Source organism: Klebsiella grimontii, from assembly GCF_900200035.1.
GTDB classification, from domain to species: Bacteria; Pseudomonadota; Gammaproteobacteria; order Enterobacterales; family Enterobacteriaceae; genus Klebsiella; species Klebsiella grimontii.
In genome coordinates, this window is the sequence record NZ_FZTC01000014.1 from 230,302 (window position 1) to 250,803 (window position 20,502).

Sequence of the window (20,502 nt, forward strand, 5' to 3'; positions counted from 1 at the left end):
TCACCCTCTCCCCTGGGGAGAGGGTGAGGGGACGGTCTCTTAGCGTTTTGAACCGTAATACACTTCGTTCCAGCGCAGCGCATCCTTGAAGGAGGGCAGACGGGTTTCGTTATCAATCACGGTCAGCTCGATATCCTGCAGCTCAGCAAACTGGCGCATATCGTCGAGGGTCAGCGCATGGCTGAAGACGGTGTGGTGCGCGCCGCCGGCGATGATCCAGGCTTCGGACGCGGTGCGCAGATCCGGATGCGCTTTCCACAGGGCGTTGGCGACCGGCAGTTTCGGCAGCTCGTGCGGCGTTTTCACCGTCTCAATGGTGTTCACCAGCAGACGATAGCGATCGCCGAGATCGATCAGACTGGCAACGATCGCCGGGCCGGTCTGGGTGTTGAAGATGATGCGCGCCGGATCGGCTTTGCCGCCGATGCCCAGAGGCTGGACGTCGAGAATCGGTTTCTCCGCGGTGGCGATGGTCGGGCAGACTTCCAGCATATGCGAGCCCAGCGCCAGATCGTTGCCTTTCTCGAAGTGATAGGTGTAATCCTCCATAAAAGAGGTGCCGCCCTGCAGACCAGTTGCCATCACCTTCATGATGCGAAGCAGAGCGGCGGTTTTCCAGTCGCCCTCGCCCGCAAAGCCGTAGCCCTGCTGCATCAGACGCTGCACGGCGAGACCCGGAAGCTGTTTCAGGCCGTGTAAATCTTCAAAGGTAGTGGTAAACGCGTGGAAGCCGCCCTGTTCCAGGAAGCGCTTCATCCCCAGCTCAATGCGCGCGGCGTCGAGGAGGTTCTGCCGCTTATCGCCGTGGATTTGCACCGCGGGCGTCAGACGATAGCTGCTTTCATACTCATCAATCAGCGCGCTGATTTCGCCGTCGCTGACCGCATTGACGACCTGCACCAGATCGCCCACCGCCCAGGTGTTAACCGAGAAGCCAAACTTGATCTGCGCGGCGACTTTATCCCCGTCGGTCACCGCCACTTCGCGCATGTTATCGCCGAAGCGGCAGACTTTCAGGTGGCGGGTATCTTGTTTAGAGACCGCCTGGCGCATCCACGCGCCGATGCGCTGATGCGCTTCTTTATCCTGCCAGTGGCCGGTCACCACGCTGTGCTGCTGACGCATGCGGGCGCCGATGAAGCCGAACTCGCGGCCGCCGTGCGCGGTCTGGTTCAGGTTCATAAAGTCCATATCGATGCTGTCCCACGGCAGGGCCGCGTTGAACTGGGTATGGAACTGCATCAGCGGTTTGTTGAGGATCGTGAGGCCGTTAATCCACATTTTCGCCGGTGAGAAGGTATGCAGCCACACCACCATCCCGGCGCACTTGTCATCGTAATTGGCGTCGCGGCAGATATGGGTGATCTCATCCGGGGTAGTACCCAGCGGTTTAAGCACCAGTTTGCACGGCAGTTTGGCTTCCGCATTCAGGCTGTTCACCACATGTTCTGCGTGCTTCGTAACCTGACGTAGCGCTTCAGGGCCATACAGATGCTGGCTACCGATGACGAACCACACTTCATAATTATTAAAAATAGTCATTTTTATATCCTTAATGGGTGAGAGCTGCCTGCGATTGCGGCGCGGTTTCCGCTTTTGCAGTCGAAGGAAGATAACGTTGTTCCGCGCTAAGCGACCACTGCTGGTAGCGCTGGTAGAGTTGTTCGAAGCGTTGCGCCTGGGCCGGGCGGGGCTGCAGGGTACTTTCCACCTGGCTGGCCATGTTTTCCTGCGCGGCGGGGATATCGCGATATACGCCCGCGGCGACGGCGGCGAAGATAGCCGCGCCCAGCGCGCAGCACTGATCGGAGGCGACGATTTGCAGCGGGCGATTCAGCACATCGCAGCAGGCCTGCATGATCACCGGGTTTTTCCGCGCGATGCCGCCGAGCGCCATCACGTTATTGACCGGGATACCCTGGTCGGTGAAGCACTCCATAATGGCGCGGGCGCCGAAGGCGGTGGCGGCAATCAGCCCGCCGAACAGCGCCGGGGCGTCGGTGGCGAGGTTGAGATCGGTAATGACCCCTTTTAGACGCTGGTTGGCATTCGGCGTACGGCGGCCGTTAAACCAGTCCAGCACCACCGGCAGGTGGTCGAGAGACGGGTTTTTCGCCCAGGCGTCGGTCAGCGCGGGAAGTAGCTGTTTCTGGCTGGCTTTGATCTGCTCTTTGAGTTCCGGGTGGGCCTGCGCCAGCTGCTCCAGCGGCCAGCCGAGGATGCGGCCAAACCAGGCGTAGATGTCGCCAAACGCGGATTGCCCCGCTTCCATACCGATAAAGTCAGGCACAACGCTACCGTCGACCTGGCCGCAAATACCCTTCACCGTACGCTCGCCGACGCTCTGTTTATCGGCGATCAGAATGTCGCAGGTGGAGGTGCCGATCACTTTGACCAGCGCGTTTGGCTGCGCCCCGGCACCGACGGCGCCCATATGGCAGTCGAAAGCGCCGCCGGAGATGGCGACGGTTTGCGGCAGGCCCAGGCGCGCGGCCCACTCGGCGGTCAGGGTGCCGACCGGGACATCCGCAGTCCAGGTCTCGCTGAACATCGGATAGGCCAGATTCTGGTTAATAATCGGGTCGAGTTCATCGAAGAAACCGGCTGGCGGCAGGCCGCCCCAGCTTTCGTGCCACAGCGATTTATGCCCGGCGCTGCAGCGGCCGCGACGAATATCCTGCGGGCGGGTGGTACCGGAAAGCAGCGCGGGTACCCAGTCGCATAGCTCAATCCACGACGCGGCGGCTTCGGCGACGGCGCTATCCTGGCGGGTAACGTGGAGGATTTTGGCCCAGAACCATTCGCTGGAGTAGATACCGCCGATATAGCGGGAGTAGTCCTCTTTGCCCGGCTGGTGGCAGAGGCGGGTAATCTCCTCCGCTTCTTCCACCGAGGTGTGGTCTTTCCACAGGACGAACATGGCGTTGGGGTTGCTGGCGAATTCGTCGCGCAGCGCCAGGACGTTGCCGTCGGCGTCTATGGGCGCGGGGGTTGAGCCGGTGCTATCCACGCCGATACCCACCACGGCAGCGCGCTGTTCGGCGCTAAGGGATGCGAGGACGCTTTTCAGCGCGGCTTCCATCGATTCGATATAGTCGCGTGGATGATGGCGGAACTGGTTGTTCGGGCCATCGCAGAATAGCCCCTCCTGCCAGCGCGGATACCACTCGACGCTTGCGGCGAGCTCTTCGCCCGTTGCGCACTCTACCGCCAGGGCGCGTACTGAATCACTGCCAAAATCGAGGCCAATCGCAATTGCCATGCTGTTACTCCATGCTAAAAATCATTCATGGTGAAACAGTAGATATCTGGGCTGAAAACCGTCAGGCTGTATTCGCTAATCTTATGGACTATATTGCTGTGACGTCGCAAAGTGTGACGCCGTGCAAATATTCAATGTGGACTTTCCTGCCGTCTTTATAGACACTTCAGTTATGCGCTAAAAGCGCCTGAATTGTGCGCTGTGCTCAGTTTTTGCCGAGAGGCGGCGGGTTTTAATTCAATTTATAACCCGCGTCGCAGCACGCGCTGTCAGCCAGAGGATAAAATGCAAGGTATGGACAATTGGTGTCCTTAATGTCTCCAGGAGAGCAGAGTTTATGGCCGAAACGCAAAACGATCCTTTGTTGCCGGGTTACTCTTTTAACGCCCATCTGGTGACGGGCCTGACGCCGATTGACGCCGATGGCTATCTGGATTTCTTTATTGACCGCCCGCTGGGGATGAAAGGCTATATCCTGAACCTGACGATTCGCGGCGAAGGGGTGATCAATAACCACGGGGAGCAGTTTATCTGCCGGCCCGGCGATATGCTGCTGTTTCCGCCGGGAGAGATTCACCATTATGGCCGTCACCCCGATGCCCGCGAGTGGTATCACCAGTGGGTCTATTTCCGGCCTCGCGCCTACTGGCATGAATGGCTAAACTGGCCGACGATTTTCGCCCAGACCGGTTTTTTTCGCCCGGATGAGCAGTGGCAGACGCGCTTTGGCGAACTGTTCGGGCAGATTGTGGAAGCCGGGCAGGGGGCCGGGCGTTACTCCGAACTGCTGGCGATCAATCTCATGGAACAGCTGCTGCTCAGGCGCATGGAGGCCATCAACGAATCGCTGCATCCGCCGCTGGATAACCGGGTGCGCGATGCCTGCCAGTACATCAGCGACCATCTGGCGGACAGCCATTTTGATATCGCCAGCGTCGCCCAGCACGTGTGCCTGTCGCCGTCGCGCCTGTCGCATCTGTTCCGCCAGCAGCTGGGGATCAGCGTGCTGGGGTGGCGGGAGGATCAGCGCATTAGCCAGGCCAAGCTGCTGCTGAGCACCACGCGGATGCCGATCGCCACCGTTGGCCGTAACGTCGGTTTTGAGGATCAGCTCTACTTTTCGCGCGTATTTAAGAAGTGTACCGGCGCCAGCCCGAGCGAGTTTCGCGCCGGGTGTGAATAAAAAGTAAAGAAAGTGAAATGATAGCCCGGGTTATTAACACAGCCAGTAAACTATACAAACAAATGATGGCTTGACGAAGTATTAACGGCTCCGGAGAATCCGTGCTTCGTTTTTAAACCGGGTACATTATGCAAGCATTGCTGGAACACTTTATTACTCAATCTACGGTCTATTCCCTGATAGCCGTTCTGCTGGTCGCCTTCCTCGAGTCGCTGGCGCTGGTGGGGCTTATCTTACCGGGAACGGTGATGATGGCCGGATTGGGGGCGCTGATCGGCAGCGGCGAGGTTAACTTCTGGCAGGCGTGGCTGGCGGGGATTATCGGCTGTTTGCTCGGTGACTGGATTTCGTTCTGGCTGGGCTGGCGCTTCAAAAAGCCGCTGCACCGCTGGTCTTTTTTGAAGAAAAATAAAGCGCTGCTGGATAAAACCGAACATGCGCTGCATCAGCACAGCATGTTGACCATTCTGATTGGCCGATTTGTCGGGCCGACGCGCCCGCTGGTGCCGATGGTCGCCGGAATGCTCGATCTGCCGGTCGCGAAATTCATCCCGCCCAATATCATTGGCTGCCTGCTGTGGCCGCCGCTCTACTTCTTACCTGGGATCCTCGCCGGGGCGGCCATTGATATTCCGGCCGATGAGAATAGCGCCAGCTTTAAGTGGCTGCTGCTGGGCGCGGCGCTGCTGGCGTGGCTGGCGGCGTGGCTGTGCTGGCGGCTGTGGCGCAGCGCTAAAAATTCCGCCGATCGGTTAACCCGCTTTCTGCCGCGTTCGCGTCTGCTGTGGCTCGCTCCGCTTTCGCTGTGTGCCGCCGGGGCCGCGCTGGTTTTCGCCTTCCGCCATCCGCTGATGCCGGTCTATCTCGAGATCCTGCAGAAGGTTATTTTGCGCTAATTCCCAGCAGCGCCGAGGCGCTGCTGTTGCCGCTGAGCAGCGAGGCGGTGTCGCCATCCCAGGCGATTCGTCCCTCGGCCACAACTATCGACCGCGGCGCGATGCGCGCCGCATCTTCCACGCTGTGCGATACCATTAATAGCGTCAGCCGCTGCTGCTGGCAGACGTCGGCAACCAGCGCCAGCATCTCCTGGCGCAGCGCGGGGTCGAGCGCCGAGAAGGGCTCATCCAGCAGCAGCACCGGCTGCTTGCGTACCAGACAGCGCGCCAGCGCCGCGCGCTGACGCTGGCCGCCGGAAAGCTCGCCCGGCAGCCGTTCTAACATCGCATCGATCCCCATCTGTTCGGCGATGGCCCGCAAATGGGCTGTTTGTTCCGCGTTCAGCTTGAGCCCCGGATGCATTCCCAGAGCAATGTTCTGGCGGATGGTGAGGTGGTTAAACAGGTTATTTTCCTGAAACAGCATCGATACCGGACGACGCGCGGGCGGCGTGTGGGTATGAGGCTGGCCGTCGATGTCGATACTGCCGCTGGCAGGCGGCAGAAAACCGGCAATCAGGTTCAGCAGCGTGCTTTTCCCGGCGCCGCTGGGGCCAAGCACCGCGATGCGTTCTCCGCGTTCGACGGCAAGCGTAAAACGCATCGGCAGATGCTGGTAAAGCCAGGTCACATCATTCAGTTTTAGCATCGCGCCCCGGAAGTTTTTCAATCACGCTAAAGAGTAAAAAGCACAGCAGCAGGAGCAGAAGGGCGGTCACGGCGCCGTCCTGGCTACGATAAGAGCCGATCTGCTGATACAGGTAGAACGGCAGGGTACGAAAATCTTCGTTACCGAACAGCGCCACCACGCCGAAGTCGCCAATCGACAGCACGCAGGCGAAGGCCAGCGCCTGGGCCAGCGGGCGTTTTAACGCGCGAAGCTCAACCACCCTGAGACGGGTAAAGCCGTGCATCCCCAGCGACTGGCAGAGGGTACCGTAGCGGGCGGCGATATCGCGCATCGGGTTCTCCAGCACCTTCAGCGCGTAGGGGATCGCCATCAGCGCGTTGGTAAAAATCACGATACCGTCGGCGGACTCGGGCAGGCCCACGCTGTTATTGAGCAGCAGGAAGAAGCCGGTGGCCAGCACGATGCCCGGCATGGCGAGGATCAGCATCCCGCTTAGCTCCAGCGCCTGCCCGGCCAGCGGGCGACGGCGGGCGCGAAGCTCGCGGCTGCTCCATAGCAGCATCATGGTCAGGATAACGCTCAAGAGTCCGGCGGCAAGCGCGATGCGCAGCGACGTCCCGAGCGCCTGCCACAGCGCGGGCTGATGCAGCACGCGAAACAGATTGCTGTTCAGACCGTCGAGTATCACCGCCAGCAGCGGCGGCAGCAGCAGCAAAAGCGCCGCGCCAATCAACGCCATGTCGCACAGCCGGCTGTACAGCCGGTCGTCGGGATCGCGCCAGCCGCGAATATTACTGGCCCCGATGGCGAGGGCTTTGCTCAGCCGTTGGCTAAGCAGCACCAGCCCAAGGCAGCAGATCATCTGGATCAGCGCCAGCATCGCCGCGCGGCCCGGGTCGTAGTCGAAATTAAGGGCCTGGTAAATCGCCAGTTCGATGGTGGTTGCCCGCGGGCCGCCGCCCAGCGACAGCACGGTCGCAAAGCTGGCGAAACAGAGCATAAAGATCAGCGCCGCGACCGGAGCAATTTGCCGGCGCAGCCACGGCCACTCCACCAGACGGAAGAAGACGTAGCCGCGCATGCCTAGCTGGGCGGCGATTTGCCGCTGCTCGCCGGGGATATTTTCCAGCGTTTGCAGCAGCAGGCGCGTGGCCATCGGCATATTAAAGAATACGTGCGCCAGCAGGATCCCCTGCAGCCCGTAGGGCGAGAACGACCACTGCCAGCCGAAAGCGTTAAATAATTCGGCCAGCCAGCCCTGACGGCCGTAGACGCTGAGGATGCCGAAGACCGCCACCAGCACCGGCAGAATTAAGGTCATTGCGCAAAGGCGCAGCAGCAGCGTTCGCCCGGGGAATCGACGCCGGTAGAGGGCGCGGGCGAGAAATATCGCCGGCAGCACCGAAAACAGCGCCGAAAGAAAGGCCTGCCAGAAAGAGAAGCGTACGACGTGCCAGAGATAGCTATCGCCGATCAGCACGCCCCAGGCCGCTTCCGGCGCGCTGAACCACAGCGCCAGAAAGGCGGCCAGCGCCACGACGACCAGAATGATGGCCGCCGTGACTCCCGGCAGGAGCCAGCCGAAAGCTAGCGGCTGACGGCGCGTTGCCATGCGCTGATCCAGTTCTGGCGTTCGGCGGCCACCTGCTGCGGGGTAAATTCGAGGGTCGTTTGCGGTTTCATCAGCGCGTCAAAGCCCGCCGGAAGCGCAACCTGGGTGACCGGATACATCCAGTTGCCGGTCGGGATCGCGTTCTGGAAGCCCGGCGAGACCATAAATTTGAGGAATTTTTCCGCCAGCTCCGGCTGCTTGCTGGCCGCGGTGCGGGCGGCGACTTCAACCTGTAAATAGTGACCTTCCGCGAAGTTCGCCGCGGCGTAGTTATCTTTCTTCTCTTCAATAATATGGTAGGCCGGGGAGGTGGTATAGCTCAGCACCAAATCGCTCTCGCCTTTCAGGAACAGGCCGTAGGCTTCGCTCCAGCCTTTGGTGACGGTGACGGTTTTCGCCGCCAGCTTCTGCCAGGCTTCCGGCGCTTTATCGCCGTACACTTTTTGCATCCACAGCAGCAGCCCCAGACCCGGCGTGCTGGTACGCGGATCTTCATAAATCACCCGCCATTTTTGCTCGCCCTCAACCAGCTCTTTCAGGCTTTTCGGCGGATTTTTCAGCTTGTTTTTATCGTAAACAAAAGCGAAGTAGCCGTAATCGAACGGGACGAAGGTGTCGTTGTCCCAGCCGCCGGGTACGCTGACCGCGCTGGCCGGTACGCCGCTTTTGGCGAACAGTTTGCTCTGCGAGGCGGCTTCCAGCAGGTTGTTATCCAGCCCAAGCACCACGTCGGCTTTGCTGTTTTTGCCTTCCATGCGCAGACGATTGAGCAGCGAGACGCCGTCTTCCAGCGCCACGAACTTCAGTTCGCAGCCGCAGTCGGCTTCAAAGGCTTTTTTAACCGCCGGGCCGGGGCCCCAGTCGGCGGAGAACGAGTCGTAGGTATAAACGGTGAGTAGCGGTTTGGCAAAAACGGGCGCGGCGACCAGCGCCAGCAGCGGGAGTAATTTTTTCAACACTTTGCACCTCAGAAAAAGGGGTGGCAAAGGATTTTGAGTGGGCCTCAAATCCCTTCGCCGGCGTTATCCGGATCAGGTTCGACGGGTATTTTCTCAGCCATAATTCAGCACCCCGTTGAGAACGGCAGTTAGTGTAATGATTTTGTCAGCGGACTGAAAGCATTACGGTTCCGGCGGCGCGAACCACGCGGATTTAAAGTCAAACCAGCCGAGCGTGTTCATGCGTACGCCGCGCATACTGCGCTGCCCCTGGATCATCAGCCAGTGGTGGATGAGCGGCACCACGGTTTGATTGGCCAGCAGCTGCTGGCTCCAGGTGGCGGGGTTAAGCTCTCCCGCGCGCCAGCGGCTTGCGTCTTCCTCCCAGTCGATGGGAATACAGTTGCGAATTAGCGGGACTTCATACAGCCAGGCAAACAGGGAAAAATCGATCGGCAAGGTAAAGTTGGCGCTGTTAAGCCACACGTCGCTGACCGCTTCACCGCGGTGCCACTCCTGGTATTCCAGTTCCTGAATCTCCAGCTTAACCTGATGCTCGGCCAGCAGCGTCGCCATGATCCCGCCGATCACGCGATGCTCGACGTGGTCCTGGTAGTAGGTCAGCCTGACCGTTTCCAGGCCCGGCGGTTTTTCGCAGGCGTGGCTGCGCGCGTGATGCCAGCGGGGCAGCAGACCATAGGCCGGGAACCAGTTTCCCTGATAGTGCTCGCCGGCGTGGTAGAGCAGGCTGGCGGGCTGGAACAGATAGCTTAACCACTGGCGTACCGCCGCGTTGGCGCCGAGCGGGCTGCGGGCGTCGAACAGCAGGTAATAACAACCCTCTTCCAGACGGCTTTCTACCGCTTTCTCGCTTTGCGTGGTGCCCTGTAACGTTAACCCGCCGTTGGGCTCTTCGCTGATTTCCGGCAGGACCCAGACGTTCACTTCATCGATCAGCGCCCGGTAGCCGAAATAGTCGTCAAAGGCGTGAATTTTGAGCTGGTTCTGGTTATTGCGCACCACCGAGTAAGGCCCGGTGCCGACGGGGATGCTGGAGAAATTGTCCATCGACTGCCACTCGTGCGGCAGGATCATGGCCGGTACCTGGCTTAACAACCACGGTAGCCAGCGGTCGGGTTGGCTGAGATGAATGTCGAGAGTCCAGGCGGTAGGGGAGTCGATACGCTCGATATGAGAAAACAGCGGCAGCGCGTTGCTGCGCTGCAGGGAGGTGATGACATCCTCCATCTCCAGTTCGCGACCATGATGAAAATGAATCCCCGGACGCAGGAAAAAGCGCCAGTGGGTCGGGGTGATCTGCTGCCAATGGTGAGCAATATCGGCCTCCAGTTCCCCATTTTCCTCATTTACCCGGGTGAGAGCGCTAAAAATCTGCCGGGCGATATGGGTTTCCGAGCGGCGCAGCGCGCTGCCGGGCAGCAAATTTTTCATCGGCCGGTAGTAGAGCACGCGCAGGATATGCCGACCCTGGCGAAAGCTGCGGCCTAAATGGGAAACCAGCATTTGCCGGACGGCGGCTTTATCGCCCACCAGCTGTACCAGCTGATCGATTCTGTCCTGCTCCAGCAGATCTTCCGCCCTCTGCTGCTGCAGCGCGAGACCGGTATAGAGAAAAGCGAGCCGGGAACGCTTGCCGCGTCCGGCCTCCGCCTCCCAGGTCAGCCAGCCGCGCGCCTCCATCATGTTGAGTAAGGTACGCATATGACGACGCGAGCAGCTTAGCATCTCTGCCAGTTCATTCAGCGTTGTCTCCTGCGACTTGCCATCGCAGCACTGCCACAGGCGGATGAACTGCTGTTGTAAACGACCGGAAGACATAAAAGGGGAACTCCTGATAAAAACTCAGCAATTTATTACTTCCTATATTAAGGCAATAATCCACGTCGATGAAGCGAGGAGGTGGATATGATGAGGTCAACCGCAAAACAGTTCTACCAATGCTACTTTTCTGCGACGCAGGATGCGTCCTGGCTGGCCCGCCTGATGGCAGGAAGACAGCAGGAAATTCTCGGTGAACTGATGCAGTGGGGAGTTACGTCGCAGACCTCTGAACATTGACTTGCAGACATCATGTGTGACTGAGTATTGGTGTTATACTCGTCGTCTTTCAAGCTGCAGGTGCGTTGGCTGCGCCCGCTCGCCCGGGTCACATAGTTATCTATGTTCCCAGGGACTTACGTTCTGGCCGCCTGCCCGCAACTCGAAATCCATAGAGTATAGAATCACCCGCCAGCAGAAAACTTCTGCTGGCTTTTTTCGTTTTCTTCTTCGCGTGTTTAAGGATATTTCATGCTGTGGTTAATGACGATGGGGCGTCGGCTTAACGGCGTTTACGCCGCTTTTATGCTTGTCGCTTTCATGATGGGGATCGCAGGCGCGCTGCAGGCGCCGACGCTCAGCTTATTTCTTAGCCGCGAAGTCGGTGCGCAGCCTTTCTGGGTGGGGCTGTTCTATACCGTTAACGCCATTGCCGGGATTCTGGTCAGCCTGGCGCTGGCTAAACGCTCCGATAGTCGAGGCGATCGTCGACGGCTGATTATGTTTTGCTGCCTGATGGCGGTGGGAAACGCGCTGCTGTTTGCGTTCAATCGCCACTATCTGACGCTGATTACCTGCGGGGTTATGCTGGCCTCCGTGGCGAATGCCGCGATGCCGCAGCTCTTCGCTCTGGCGCGGGAATATGCCGATAGCTCGGCGCGCGAAGTGGTGATGTTCAGTTCGATAATGCGTGCGCAGCTCTCGCTAGCGTGGGTCATTGGCCCACCGCTGGCTTTTATGCTGGCGCTGAATTATGGCTTCACCACCATGTTCTCCATTGCCGCCGGGATCTTTGTCATTAGCCTGGCGCTGATCGCTTTTAAGCTACCGTCGGTCGCCCGCGTTGAACAACCCTCGGAAGGGGCCGAAGTGCTGGTGCAGGCCGGAGGGTGGCACGATAAAAACGTGCGGATGCTGTTTATCGCCTCCACGCTGATGTGGACCTGCAATACCATGTATATCATTGATATGCCTCTTTGGATCAGCAGCGATCTTGGCCTGCCGGACAGCCTTGCTGGGATCCTGATGGGCACCGCTGCCGGGCTGGAGATCCCGGCGATGATTCTGGCGGGCTACTACGTTAAGCGCTGGGGCAAGCGCAATATGATGGTGACGGCGGTTGCGGCGGGCGTGCTGTTTTATATCGGCCTGATTCTGTTTCACGACCGGGTTGCGCTGCTGATTTTACAGCTGTTTAATGCCGTCTTTATCGGCATTGTGGCCGGGATTGGCATGCTGTGGTTTCAGGATCTGATGCCCGGAAGGGCGGGGGCCGCGACGACGCTGTTTACCAACAGTATTTCCACCGGAGTCATTCTGGCCGGGGTCATTCAGGGCGCGCTGTCGCAAAGCTATGGGCACGCCAGCGTCTACTGGACGATTGCCGCGATTTCCCTGGTGACGCTGTTTATGACCAGCAGGGTGAAAGATATCTAAGCGTTTTCATTGCCCCGGCAGGAAGCCGGGGCAATGTCTGGGCCGGTTATTTCAATTCAATTCTTTTGATATCACCGATAATAAAAATATAGGCGATAACGCCAATTAGTGCGGTTAAACCGATATAAATTAGCGCGTAGAAAAAATTTCCAGTCATTGATATGATGACGCCAATAATTAATGGGGTGATAATTGATGCCATATTTGCGCAGAAGTTGAAGATCCCGCCGGTCAGGCCGCCCATATTTTTTGGTGCAATATCAGAAATAAGCGTCCAGCCGAGACCGACCATCCCCTGGCCGAAAAAAGCTACCGACATGATAATAATCACTGCGGTATTGCTGTCGACCCAGTTAGCGAGGATGATGCAGCTCGAAAGCAGCAGTCCGGAAATAATCGGCAGCTTCCTGCTAATATTAACCGACTGGGTTTTCTTTAATATTTTATCGGATGCCCAGCCGCCGAAAAATATCCCGATAGCGGCGGCCAGGAACGGCCAGGAGGCGAAGAAACCCACGTGTAGCCACGGTAAGTGGCGTTCGTTGGCCAGATAAGTCGGGAACCATGTCAGGAAGAACACCAGCGTGGTGTTACCGGCAAATTGCCCAAGACTGGCGCCAATGATTTGTCGGCAGCAGAGTAGACGTTTCGCATCCGGCCAGTTGAAAGGGATGTTTTCATTGGCGGCAGCCGTATTTTCTACGCCGATATACTCCAGCTCTGCTTTATTTGCCGTTTTTGATTGATGCGGTTCGTGATAAAACTTCCACCATACAAAAGTAAACGCGATGCCCAGGCCGCCGGTCAGAATAAATAACGTTCGCCAGCCATGATGTTCAAGAATTAAAAAAAGTAGCGGGGAGAATGCGGCCAGGCCAATATATTCACCGACGGTGTAAGTTGCCGTCGCGCGGGCGCGTTCATGCTGGGGGAACCATTTACTGACGACCCGGCTATTAACCGGGAAGCAGGGAGCTTCGCTGATACCTAAGCCTAAACGCAGCAGCAGCAGAGACTTTAGCCCGACAGAAAAGCTTTGTAATAAGGTAAATGTTGACCAGAAGAAAATAGCAAGCGCGTAGGTCAGTTTATTGCCAAAGCGATCTAAAAACATCCCGCCGGGAATTTGTGCCAGCGCGTAGGTCCAGGCGAAAGCAGAAAAAACGATCCCCATCATCGCCGGGTCAATATGTATTTCGCTTGTTAACTTGGGAGCAACAATACCTAAAATAGTACGATCGAGATAATTTATCATCGTCCCTATCGATAGTAACATTAAAATTACAATTCGCGTTTTAGTTCGCTTCTGCGCGGCCGACGGCAAAATCGGCCGTTCCTGAGCATCGATCGTCCTCATAGTGATTTCCTTTAAAGTTTAAAATATTTTTGCATGTATTTATGCATGCAGAAATATTCTGCTTAAGTATTGACTCTATCGATGAGAAGTCATGCTTTGTTACGTAAAACAATATTTGATATAACGCCGGTATTTCTCCGTTTCGGCTCATCATAGATGGCTTGTATGGTATATTAGGGGCATTAGTTTTATTCTTATATTATACGAGCAAAAATAATGAACCTAAAGCAACTTTATTATTTTAAGCGGCTGGCAGAAACCGAGCACTACACTGAAGCCGCCTCCAGCCTTTTTATCACTCAACCCTCGCTGAGCCATGCCATATCTGAACTGGAGAAAGAGCTGGGCGTGGCGCTATTCGCTAGGCAGGGGCGCAATATCAAGATTACGCAGAACGGTAAGCGCTTTCTTCCCTACGTGGAAGATGCGCTGGCCTCGTTAGAAAATGGCCGCATGACGTTGCAAAAAAATAGCGCAGAGAACAAAGAGAATATACGCATCGCGTTTATTTATACCATGGGGGAGTATGTTGTTCCGCAGTTAATTAATAAGTATTCACTTTCACCATCTCGTCACAATGTGACATTTTCCTTTACGCAGGGTACGTCGTTAACGCTTCTGCAGGAACTCAAGGCCGGGAAAAGCGATTTGGCTATTTGTTCTTATATTGCGGATGAACCGGATATTGATTTTATTCCTATTATTCAGCAAGAACTGGTGGTGGTGACGGCAAAAGATCATCCTCTGGCCAGGCTTTATGAAAATGAAGTCGACCTGGTGGAGACGATCCACTACCCCTATATCTATTTTTCAGAAAATAGCGGTCTGCGACCTTTTATTGATAACGTGTTTATGCAGCAAAAACTGGTGCCGGATATTGCCTGCTACGTTGATGAGGATACGGCGATGGCGGGGCTGGTCAGTATTGATTATGGGATTGCGATTATGCCGCGAATTTCCGCGCTCTCGTATTACAACGTGCATATCCTGACGATCAAAAATGCGATTCCTCCACGTTATATCTACCTGGCAACGATGAAAGAGCGGGTACTTTCTCCAGCTATTCAGTCATTTAAAGATGTCATTATTAATGACAGTCAAAAAATCCGCTAGCATGATGCCCGGAGGAAGACCTCCGGGCGATGTTTTATCAGGAAAGGATATCCATCAGTTCACGCAGTTGGGTAATGGCAATTTGTCCCGGCGCAGAAGCCTGGCCTACGGTCCCGAAGGTCATCGCTGAACCGAACAAACGGCCGGTTACCCGGCTGACGCCGCCGGATTTACCCATCGACATGGTGATTAACGGTCGAGTGGCGTACTTCTCTTTCATGGTCAGCGTTGCCGAGAGCAGCGTCAGGACATCCTGCGGCGACTGCGGCATAACCGCGATCTTCGGCAGGTCAGCGCCGAGATCCTGCATGCGGCGCAGGCGGTAGATGATATCTTCCTGGGCCGGCGTTTTATGGAAATCATGATTGCTCATGATGACCTTTACGCCAGCAGCATGGGCATCATTCACCAGCGAGCGAATTTGCGCTTCGTCGTTAAACAGCTCGATATCAATCACGTCGGTCAGACCGCTGACGGCCGCCTGGCGATTTAGCTCAAAGTAGGCTTCATCGCTGATTTCCGTTTCGCCACCCTCTTTTTTGCTGCGGAAGGTGAACAGCAGCGGGATCGCATCCAGCAGCTGGCGAATTTCACTCAGCGCCAGCAGGACCTGCTCAATTTCCCTGACCTGGGTGAAGTGATCGACGCGCCATTCGATAATGTCAGCTCCGGCGGTAGCCAGCGCGCGAGCGTTGGTCTGCAGCTCGGCAAGCGTTTTACCGATCAGCGGTACGCAAATTAAGGTTTCCCCTTCCTGGAAGGTGATGTTTTTTACTGTTACTGCTTGAGTCATGTTGGTATCCATTATTCTTTTTGTCATTGACCATCAGGCGGTTGCTGCAACATGGGATGTTCTGGCAGCGGCGCGAACCTGAAGCTGACGATAACCGATGTACAGGGCGATCACAAAGCCGACGATAGCGATCAGAAGATCGAACCACATAATGCTGGCGATACCTATCTTCGATAGTTTTGCCGTGATCAGCGGGATCGTAAAGCTGGCCAGACTGCCTGCGGTATAAAAGATCCCGGTGGCTTTGCCTTTCCCGTTCGGGAAGCTCATGGCCATAATGGTCGCGCCTATCTGCAGTACGCCGCCGGCGGCGGAGAAACCGATGATAAAGGCGAAGCCGGTAACCACCATTGGCGTCGGGAACAGGCAAACGATCAGCAATGCAATCATCGACAGGAAGGTGTAGACAATCATGGCGACGGCTGAACTAAATACCTCTTTGACAAAGGCGGCGGTGACGAATACGCACGTCAGGGAACCCGCAGTATAGACGCTCAGGAGTTTAATTGCCGACTCGTGAGGAATACCGGCAACGAACTCGCCATACTGCGCTAGCCACTGGCTGACCAGATAAAACGTCGCCATACCGATATAGCCGTACAGGGTAAAGATAACCATATCCAGTTTACTGGAGTCCGCCCGTGGGGCAGCGGCGGCAGCCGGCGATTTTTCTGCGCTCTCCTTTTTCGCCCGATGGTCCGGGAACGGCATTTTTATCAGGTAGACGGCGCTCAGGAGCATCAATGCCGCAGCGATAATAAACGACCATCCGTACCACATATTCGCCCAAATCAGCAGGCTGATAATGAACGGCAGCAGGAACTGCCCGGCAGAGACAAAGGCCTTAATCAGCACATTTGCGCGGCTGGCGGAGTTTGGGAAAGATTCCATCAGCGCCGGGTAGGTACCGGAGTCGAGGAAGCTGTTCGCCAGTCCCGCCATAATGCCGCAGCAGTAGGCCAGATAGATATTTTTCGTCAGCAGAATACCGAGAAAGAACACCACATAGCTGGCAATCCCGAGATAGATAAAGGGTTTACGGCCAAAACGATCGGACAGGAATCCGGTGACGATCGTGGCGAGCTTGCCAATCCCGAGCGACGAAATGACGATGGAGACGCCGGCCGCGTCGGTTCCCCACTGTTCCTGCAGATTCGCCATATTGAGGGTAATTAATAGCACCCCCATGCCGTGGATCAGGTAGTTTAGATAGAGCCCAGCTGCCGTTGGGACATATGGATTTTTCATCGCGCCCATCCTTAGAACAGGATACTTTTGATGTGTTCAACCGGCATTTCTTTGCCTGTCCAGATTTCAAAAGCGCGCGCGCCTTGCCAGAGCATCATCCCCAGACCGTTGATGGTGCGGCAGCCTTTTTTCTCGGCCACTTCCAGCAGATAGGTTTTGCGCGGGTTATAGACCACGTCAGACACGATCAGGTCCGGGCGCAGGAAGCTGTCGTCAGGCAGCAGCATCTGGCCTTCAAACGGTTTCATGCCCACGCCGGTGGCGTTGGTGAGAATGACGCTGCTGTCGATCTCGGCGCGCAGTTTGTCATGATCGTCCAGATCGAACAGGTGGATCTCGCAGCGGGTGTTGTTACGGATTTTGGCGACGGTCTGTTCTGCATTGGCGAAGAATTTATCTTTGCGGTTGAAGATGGAGATCGCTTTGACGCCGTCCAGCGCGGCCTGTACGCAGAGGGCGGTTGCCGCGCCGCCGGCGCCCAGCACGGTCATCTTTTTGCCGATGATGTCGATGCCTTCTTCTTTGAGCGCGCGCATATATCCAGTGCCATCGGTGATGTGGCCGGTCAGTACGCCATTGTCGTTCACCACGGTATTCACCGCGCCAACCAGCTCTGCAGCCGGAGAGAGTTTGTCCAGATACTGGCAAATCTCCGTTTTGTTCGGCATCGAGACGTTACAGCCGCGCAGTTTTAACGCGCGAAAGCCCTGTACCACATCTTTCAGCTCTTCATTACCCACTTCGAACGCCAGGTAAACATAGTCCAGCCCCAGATGGGCAAAAGCTTCGTTGTGCATGGTCGGCGACATGCTGTGACGAATCGGGGTCGCAATCAGGCCAATCAGCTCGGTGTGTCCGGTAATACGTTCTGCCATGATAAAATCCTCAATATGTTAGAAATGGAATTTTTGTCGATTCGCGGTTGCCGAGAGCCCCCATATCTTCGAGGGTATCCAGCACGTTGCGCCCTTCGCGCACGCCATCAATAATTCGCCGGGCCATCAGGCTGTCGCCGATGTTCATTATTTTTACGTTATTGGCTCTGGCCCATTGCTCAATCTCATTGAGACCGGCGGTGTTGGCGCGCATTCCCAAGCAGACGAAGCCGTAATCAAAAGGAATGTCGAAGGCGCCATCCGTATTTTTAACGGTGAAATGCGTTGGGGTGACGGCAACCAGCTGCGTGCGCATGTGCTGTTCCACGTGATGTTCATCGAGCATGGTCAACATGGCATTTTTAGTAATGATGTCCAGATCGCGTCCCGGCGCGTCCTGCATCTCGATAAGCACGGCGCTGGCGCCGCGCGCGGAGAAGTATTCAATAACGTCCAGACCCACGGCGCCCGCGCCGACGACGGCGATGCGTTTACCCGTTGCATCGGCAAACTGGTCCAGATGATGAATCATGTTGGTAATGGAGAAGACGTTGCCGCCTTCGACATCGATGTTTTCACGCAGCCCTTCAATCGGCGGCAGCAGGGGAACTGAACCGGTGGCGTTGACGATTAAATTCGGGCGCAAAGCGGAAACGGACGCCACGGTGGCGCGCTTGCCGACCTGCAGCATCAGGTTATCGAGGGAGGCGATACGGTTTTTCATAAACTGCGGAAAATCAGCGATACGCTTTTTCTCCGGCAGCAGGGAGATCTCACTGGCCAGCCCGCCGATGCTGTGTTTTTCTTCCAGCAGCCAGGTATGGCAGCCGACTTCAGCCGCGGTGCAGGCGGCTTCCATTCCCGCCGTACCCGCGCCGATAACCACGACGTTGGTATCACGGATCACGCGCTGCTGTTTGTAAGCGTCGCCGTGGATGATATCCGGGTTGATCGAGCAGCGCAGAGGGCGCGAGCGGGCGATACGGTGATCCGCGCAGCCAATGTTGCAGGAGATGCATTTCCGCATCAAACGTTCGTTACCGCTCTGAACTTTTTGCACCCACTCCGGCTCGGCGATCAGCCCGCGACCGATGGCAATCAGGTCGGCATCGCCGCTGGCGATAATATCTTCTGCGACTTTCGGGGTACGGATGTTGCCGGCAATCACCGTGGGTTTGTGGAATTTGTCACGTACCGCGCGGGAGAGGTAGCGCTTCCAGCCATCTTCCAGAGACATCTGGTCTATCTGGAAATTCAGGTTGTCGTTTTGCGCTGCGGAGACGTTGATAATATCTACTTTTTCCTCGCACAGTTCGAGGATCCGCAGTGAATCTTCGAGCGTATTCCCGCCCTCCAGGAAATCATCGGCGCTAATACGCAGGCTGACCGGGAAACGCGGACCTACGCAGGCGCGTACCTTATCGACGATTAAGGTTAATATTCTGGCGCGATTCTCTACGCTACCGCCAAATTCATCGGTGCGCTTATTAAACAGCGGTGATAAAAACTGACTAATTAAATAAGAGTGGCCGGCGTGAATTTCCACGCAGTCGAATCCGGCGCGGCGTACGCGTTCCGCGGCATCACCAAATTTATCGACGGCATGATAAATCTCGTCGTGCGTCATCGGACGGGGAATATTACCGTTCTTTTTGGACGGGGTGCTTGAAGAAGAAAGCGGCATTTCACCATTCAGGCGATACGCATAGGCTGAAGCGCCAGCGTGGTTTAATTGAATACCGACGCAGGCACCGTGTTTATGTAAGGTTTCGGTTAATTTGAACAGGCGCGGAATATATTGATCGTTATCGATACGCAGCTGCGTGGTGCCGTTAGAGGCGAAAGGAAAATCGATACAAATATTCTCGATAGTGATGAGTCCTGTGCCGCCCCGCGCGCGTAGCTCATAGTAGTCAATCTGTTCCTGGGTGACTTCACCGTTCAGGCTCGCCAGGTTGGTCCCCATCGGCGGCATGATGATGCGGTTTTTTATCGTCATTCCGTTAATGGTCAACGGGGAAAAAAGATGGGGGTAGTGGCTCATATGCTCTCTCCACTGGATGCCTGATTGCCGCTTACGGCGATTCTGGCCTGTCCAAAGTTAATATTTCTCTGTGGGGAAAGATAACGAGGGGTCTAATAGAAAAATAATGCTTTTTTTTGCGTGGAGCTATAGCGGGATTCTATGGGATTAACAATCAATTTACATATTCATGTTTTTATCTTAAATATTTCAATCGATTTTTTACTTGTACTTGTGGAATGACACAAAAAGAGTGGGGGAATGATTGAATAGATGCCCAATTGATAATGATTTATATTTTTTACGGATAAAAATTTGTTCTGCCAGGGCGACCAATATTGATATATGTGCGCCAGATCTCATTTTCTTCCGACGAAAAAAAAGCCCGAAGCGAAGTTCGGGCTGGGTTATAAACTGCGGGTCGCCTTAATTCATAAAGGCCGGTTGTTTTTGCTCGTAGGCTGAAATCGCCTCTTCGTGCTGCAGAGTCAGGCCGATGCTGTCCAGGCCGTTAAGCATGCAGTGACGGCGGAAAGCGTCAATTTTAAAAGCGTATGATTTATCGCCCGCTTTAACCACTTCAGCTTCCAGATCAACTTCAAATTCAATGCCGGGCTGAGCCTGAACCAGCTTAAACAGTTCATCGACCTGCTCTTCGCTCAACGTGACCGGCAGCAGCTGGTTGTTGAAGCTATTGCCATAGAAGATATCGGCGAAGCTGGGGGCAATAACGACTTTAAAACCGTAATCGGTCAGCGCCCATGGCGCGTGCTCGCGCGAGGAGCCGCAGCCAAAGTTTTCACGCGCCAGCAGGATAGAGGCGCCTTTATATTCCGGGAAGTTCAGTACGAATTCCGGGTTAGGTTGTTCGCCTTTGTCGTCCAGGAAGCGCCAGTCGTTAAACAGATGGGCGCCAAAACCGGTACGCGTGACTTTCTGCAGAAACTGCTTTGGAATAATTGCATCGGTATCGACGTTCGCGGCGTCCAGCGGAACCACCAGGCCGGTATGTTGGGTAAATTTCTCTGCCATGATGG

The 20,502-nt window shown here is 55.9% G+C and carries 17 protein-coding genes and 1 riboswitch; of the genes, 5 read left to right on the forward strand and 12 right to left on the reverse strand.

Features of this window, described 5'->3' with window-relative positions; genetic code table 11:
* Nucleotides 1–39: 39 nt before the first annotated feature.
* Together araA and araB are read right to left on the reverse strand one after the other, a co-directional pair.
* Complete coding sequence (gene araA / locus KOSB73_RS06825) at nucleotides 40–1,542, reverse strand: L-arabinose isomerase (protein WP_004872220.1); 1,503 nt, start codon at nucleotides 1,540–1,542, stop codon at nucleotides 40–42.
* A gap of 10 nt (nucleotides 1,543–1,552) precedes the next feature.
* Nucleotides 1,553–3,262, reverse strand: a complete 1,710-nt coding sequence (araB, locus tag KOSB73_RS06830) for a ribulokinase (protein ID WP_024360298.1) — start codon at nucleotides 3,260–3,262, stop codon at nucleotides 1,553–1,555.
* Between the two features lie 337 nt (nucleotides 3,263–3,599).
* On the opposite strand from araB, the gene araC reads away from it, so the two are divergent.
* Both araC and KOSB73_RS06840 read left to right on the forward strand, forming a co-directional pair.
* Nucleotides 3,600–4,445 (forward strand): arabinose operon transcriptional regulator AraC, encoded by an 846-nt coding sequence (gene araC / locus KOSB73_RS06835; RefSeq protein WP_004128863.1) that lies wholly within the window; start codon nucleotides 3,600–3,602, stop codon nucleotides 4,443–4,445.
* A 128-nt stretch (nucleotides 4,446–4,573) separates the two neighbouring features.
* Complete coding sequence (locus tag KOSB73_RS06840) at nucleotides 4,574–5,341, forward strand: DedA family protein (protein WP_004872217.1); 768 nt, start codon at nucleotides 4,574–4,576, stop codon at nucleotides 5,339–5,341.
* Here KOSB73_RS06840 and thiQ read toward each other — a convergent pair.
* The 4 genes from thiQ to sgrR form a co-directional block, all read right to left on the reverse strand.
* Entirely contained in the window at nucleotides 5,328–6,029 is a 702-nt protein-coding gene (gene thiQ, locus KOSB73_RS06845) for a thiamine ABC transporter ATP-binding protein ThiQ (RefSeq protein ID WP_004872215.1), read from the reverse strand. The two genes, KOSB73_RS06840 and thiQ, sit on opposite strands and share 14 nt — an antisense overlap.
* The gene (gene thiP / locus KOSB73_RS06850; protein ID WP_082237606.1) at nucleotides 6,013–7,623 is read right to left on the reverse strand and encodes a thiamine/thiamine pyrophosphate ABC transporter permease ThiP; all 1,611 of its coding nucleotides are present in this window, start codon (nucleotides 7,621–7,623) and stop codon (nucleotides 6,013–6,015) included. The genes thiQ and thiP overlap by 17 nt, the downstream gene beginning before the upstream one ends.
* Nucleotides 7,599–8,582 carry a thiamine ABC transporter substrate binding subunit gene (gene thiB, locus KOSB73_RS06855; protein WP_004872211.1) on the reverse strand — a complete coding sequence of 328 codons (984 nt, stop codon included), beginning with the start codon at nucleotides 8,580–8,582 and terminating at the stop codon, nucleotides 7,599–7,601. The genes thiP and thiB overlap by 25 nt, the downstream gene beginning before the upstream one ends.
* 31 nt (nucleotides 8,583–8,613) lie before the next feature.
* A riboswitch (TPP riboswitch) is annotated at nucleotides 8,614–8,707 on the reverse strand.
* Nucleotides 8,708–8,744: 37 nt separating this feature from the next.
* Nucleotides 8,745–10,400, reverse strand: a complete 1,656-nt coding sequence (gene sgrR, locus KOSB73_RS06860) for an HTH-type transcriptional regulator SgrR (protein ID WP_004872209.1) — start codon at nucleotides 10,398–10,400, stop codon at nucleotides 8,745–8,747.
* Nucleotides 10,401–10,487: 87 nt separating this feature from the next.
* Here sgrR and sgrT point away from each other — a divergent pair, with 87 nt between their 5' ends.
* The gene (gene sgrT, locus KOSB73_RS06865; RefSeq protein ID WP_071830630.1) at nucleotides 10,488–10,640 is read left to right on the forward strand and encodes a glucose uptake inhibitor SgrT; all 153 of its coding nucleotides are present in this window, start codon (nucleotides 10,488–10,490) and stop codon (nucleotides 10,638–10,640) included.
* Between the two features lie 231 nt (nucleotides 10,641–10,871).
* The gene (locus tag KOSB73_RS06870) at nucleotides 10,872–12,056 is read left to right on the forward strand and encodes a sugar efflux transporter (RefSeq protein ID WP_004872206.1); all 1,185 of its coding nucleotides are present in this window, start codon (nucleotides 10,872–10,874) and stop codon (nucleotides 12,054–12,056) included.
* 46 nt (nucleotides 12,057–12,102) lie between these two features.
* On the opposite strand, the gene KOSB73_RS06875 is transcribed toward KOSB73_RS06870, so the two are convergent.
* The gene (locus tag KOSB73_RS06875) at nucleotides 12,103–13,413 is read right to left on the reverse strand and encodes an MFS transporter (protein ID WP_049090147.1); all 1,311 of its coding nucleotides are present in this window, start codon (nucleotides 13,411–13,413) and stop codon (nucleotides 12,103–12,105) included.
* A gap of 216 nt (nucleotides 13,414–13,629) precedes the next feature.
* Here KOSB73_RS06875 and KOSB73_RS06880 point away from each other — a divergent pair, with 216 nt between their 5' ends.
* Nucleotides 13,630–14,526, forward strand: coding sequence for a LysR family transcriptional regulator (locus KOSB73_RS06880; protein ID WP_004872203.1), 897 nt, complete (start codon nucleotides 13,630–13,632; stop codon nucleotides 14,524–14,526).
* A 37-nt stretch (nucleotides 14,527–14,563) separates the two neighbouring features.
* Here KOSB73_RS06880 and aroD read toward each other — a convergent pair whose 3' ends face one another.
* From aroD to leuD, 5 genes are all read right to left on the reverse strand, one after another.
* Nucleotides 14,564–15,319 (reverse strand): type I 3-dehydroquinate dehydratase, encoded by a 756-nt coding sequence (gene aroD, locus KOSB73_RS06885; RefSeq protein WP_064411294.1) that lies wholly within the window; start codon nucleotides 15,317–15,319, stop codon nucleotides 14,564–14,566.
* A 33-nt stretch (nucleotides 15,320–15,352) separates the two neighbouring features.
* Nucleotides 15,353–16,567 (reverse strand): MFS transporter, encoded by a 1,215-nt coding sequence (locus KOSB73_RS06890; protein WP_098140338.1) that lies wholly within the window; start codon nucleotides 16,565–16,567, stop codon nucleotides 15,353–15,355.
* Nucleotides 16,568–16,578: 11 nt separating this feature from the next.
* On the reverse strand, nucleotides 16,579–17,442 hold the full coding sequence (locus tag KOSB73_RS06895; RefSeq protein WP_024360304.1) for a shikimate dehydrogenase: 864 nt from the start codon (nucleotides 17,440–17,442) through the stop codon (nucleotides 16,579–16,581).
* 10 nt (nucleotides 17,443–17,452) lie between these two features.
* Nucleotides 17,453–19,486 carry an oxidoreductase gene (locus KOSB73_RS06900; protein ID WP_064342165.1) on the reverse strand — a complete coding sequence of 678 codons (2,034 nt, stop codon included), beginning with the start codon at nucleotides 19,484–19,486 and terminating at the stop codon, nucleotides 17,453–17,455.
* Between the two features lie 405 nt (nucleotides 19,487–19,891).
* Complete coding sequence (leuD, locus tag KOSB73_RS06905; RefSeq protein ID WP_098140339.1) at nucleotides 19,892–20,497, reverse strand: 3-isopropylmalate dehydratase small subunit; 606 nt, start codon at nucleotides 20,495–20,497, stop codon at nucleotides 19,892–19,894.
* Nucleotides 20,498–20,502 lie beyond the last annotated feature (5 nt).

Coding starts and splice junctions, on each gene's coding strand:
- araA (WP_004872220.1), bottom strand. CDS start 1,542: ATGACTATTTTTAATAATTATGAAGTGTGGTTCGTCATCGGTAGCCAG.
- araB (WP_024360298.1), bottom strand. CDS start 3,262: ATGGCAATTGCGATTGGCCTCGATTTTGGCAGTGATTCAGTACGCGCC.
- araC (WP_004128863.1), top strand. CDS start 3,600: ATGGCCGAAACGCAAAACGATCCTTTGTTGCCGGGTTACTCTTTTAAC.
- KOSB73_RS06840 (WP_004872217.1), top strand. CDS start 4,574: ATGCAAGCATTGCTGGAACACTTTATTACTCAATCTACGGTCTATTCC.
- thiQ (WP_004872215.1), bottom strand. CDS start 6,029: ATGCTAAAACTGAATGATGTGACCTGGCTTTACCAGCATCTGCCGATG.
- thiP (WP_082237606.1), bottom strand. CDS start 7,623: ATGGCAACGCGCCGTCAGCCGCTAGCTTTCGGCTGGCTCCTGCCGGGA.
- sgrR (WP_004872209.1), bottom strand. CDS start 10,400: ATGTCTTCCGGTCGTTTACAACAGCAGTTCATCCGCCTGTGGCAGTGC.
- sgrT (WP_071830630.1), top strand. CDS start 10,488: ATGATGAGGTCAACCGCAAAACAGTTCTACCAATGCTACTTTTCTGCG.
- KOSB73_RS06870 (WP_004872206.1), top strand. CDS start 10,872: ATGCTGTGGTTAATGACGATGGGGCGTCGGCTTAACGGCGTTTACGCC.
- KOSB73_RS06875 (WP_049090147.1), bottom strand. CDS start 13,413: ATGAGGACGATCGATGCTCAGGAACGGCCGATTTTGCCGTCGGCCGCG.
- KOSB73_RS06880 (WP_004872203.1), top strand. CDS start 13,630: ATGAACCTAAAGCAACTTTATTATTTTAAGCGGCTGGCAGAAACCGAG.
- aroD (WP_064411294.1), bottom strand. CDS start 15,319: ATGACTCAAGCAGTAACAGTAAAAAACATCACCTTCCAGGAAGGGGAA.
- KOSB73_RS06890 (WP_098140338.1), bottom strand. CDS start 16,567: ATGAAAAATCCATATGTCCCAACGGCAGCTGGGCTCTATCTAAACTAC.
- KOSB73_RS06895 (WP_024360304.1), bottom strand. CDS start 17,442: ATGGCAGAACGTATTACCGGACACACCGAGCTGATTGGCCTGATTGCG.
- KOSB73_RS06900 (WP_064342165.1), bottom strand. CDS start 19,486: ATGAGCCACTACCCCCATCTTTTTTCCCCGTTGACCATTAACGGAATG.
- leuD (WP_098140339.1), bottom strand. CDS start 20,497: ATGGCAGAGAAATTTACCCAACATACCGGCCTGGTGGTTCCGCTGGAC.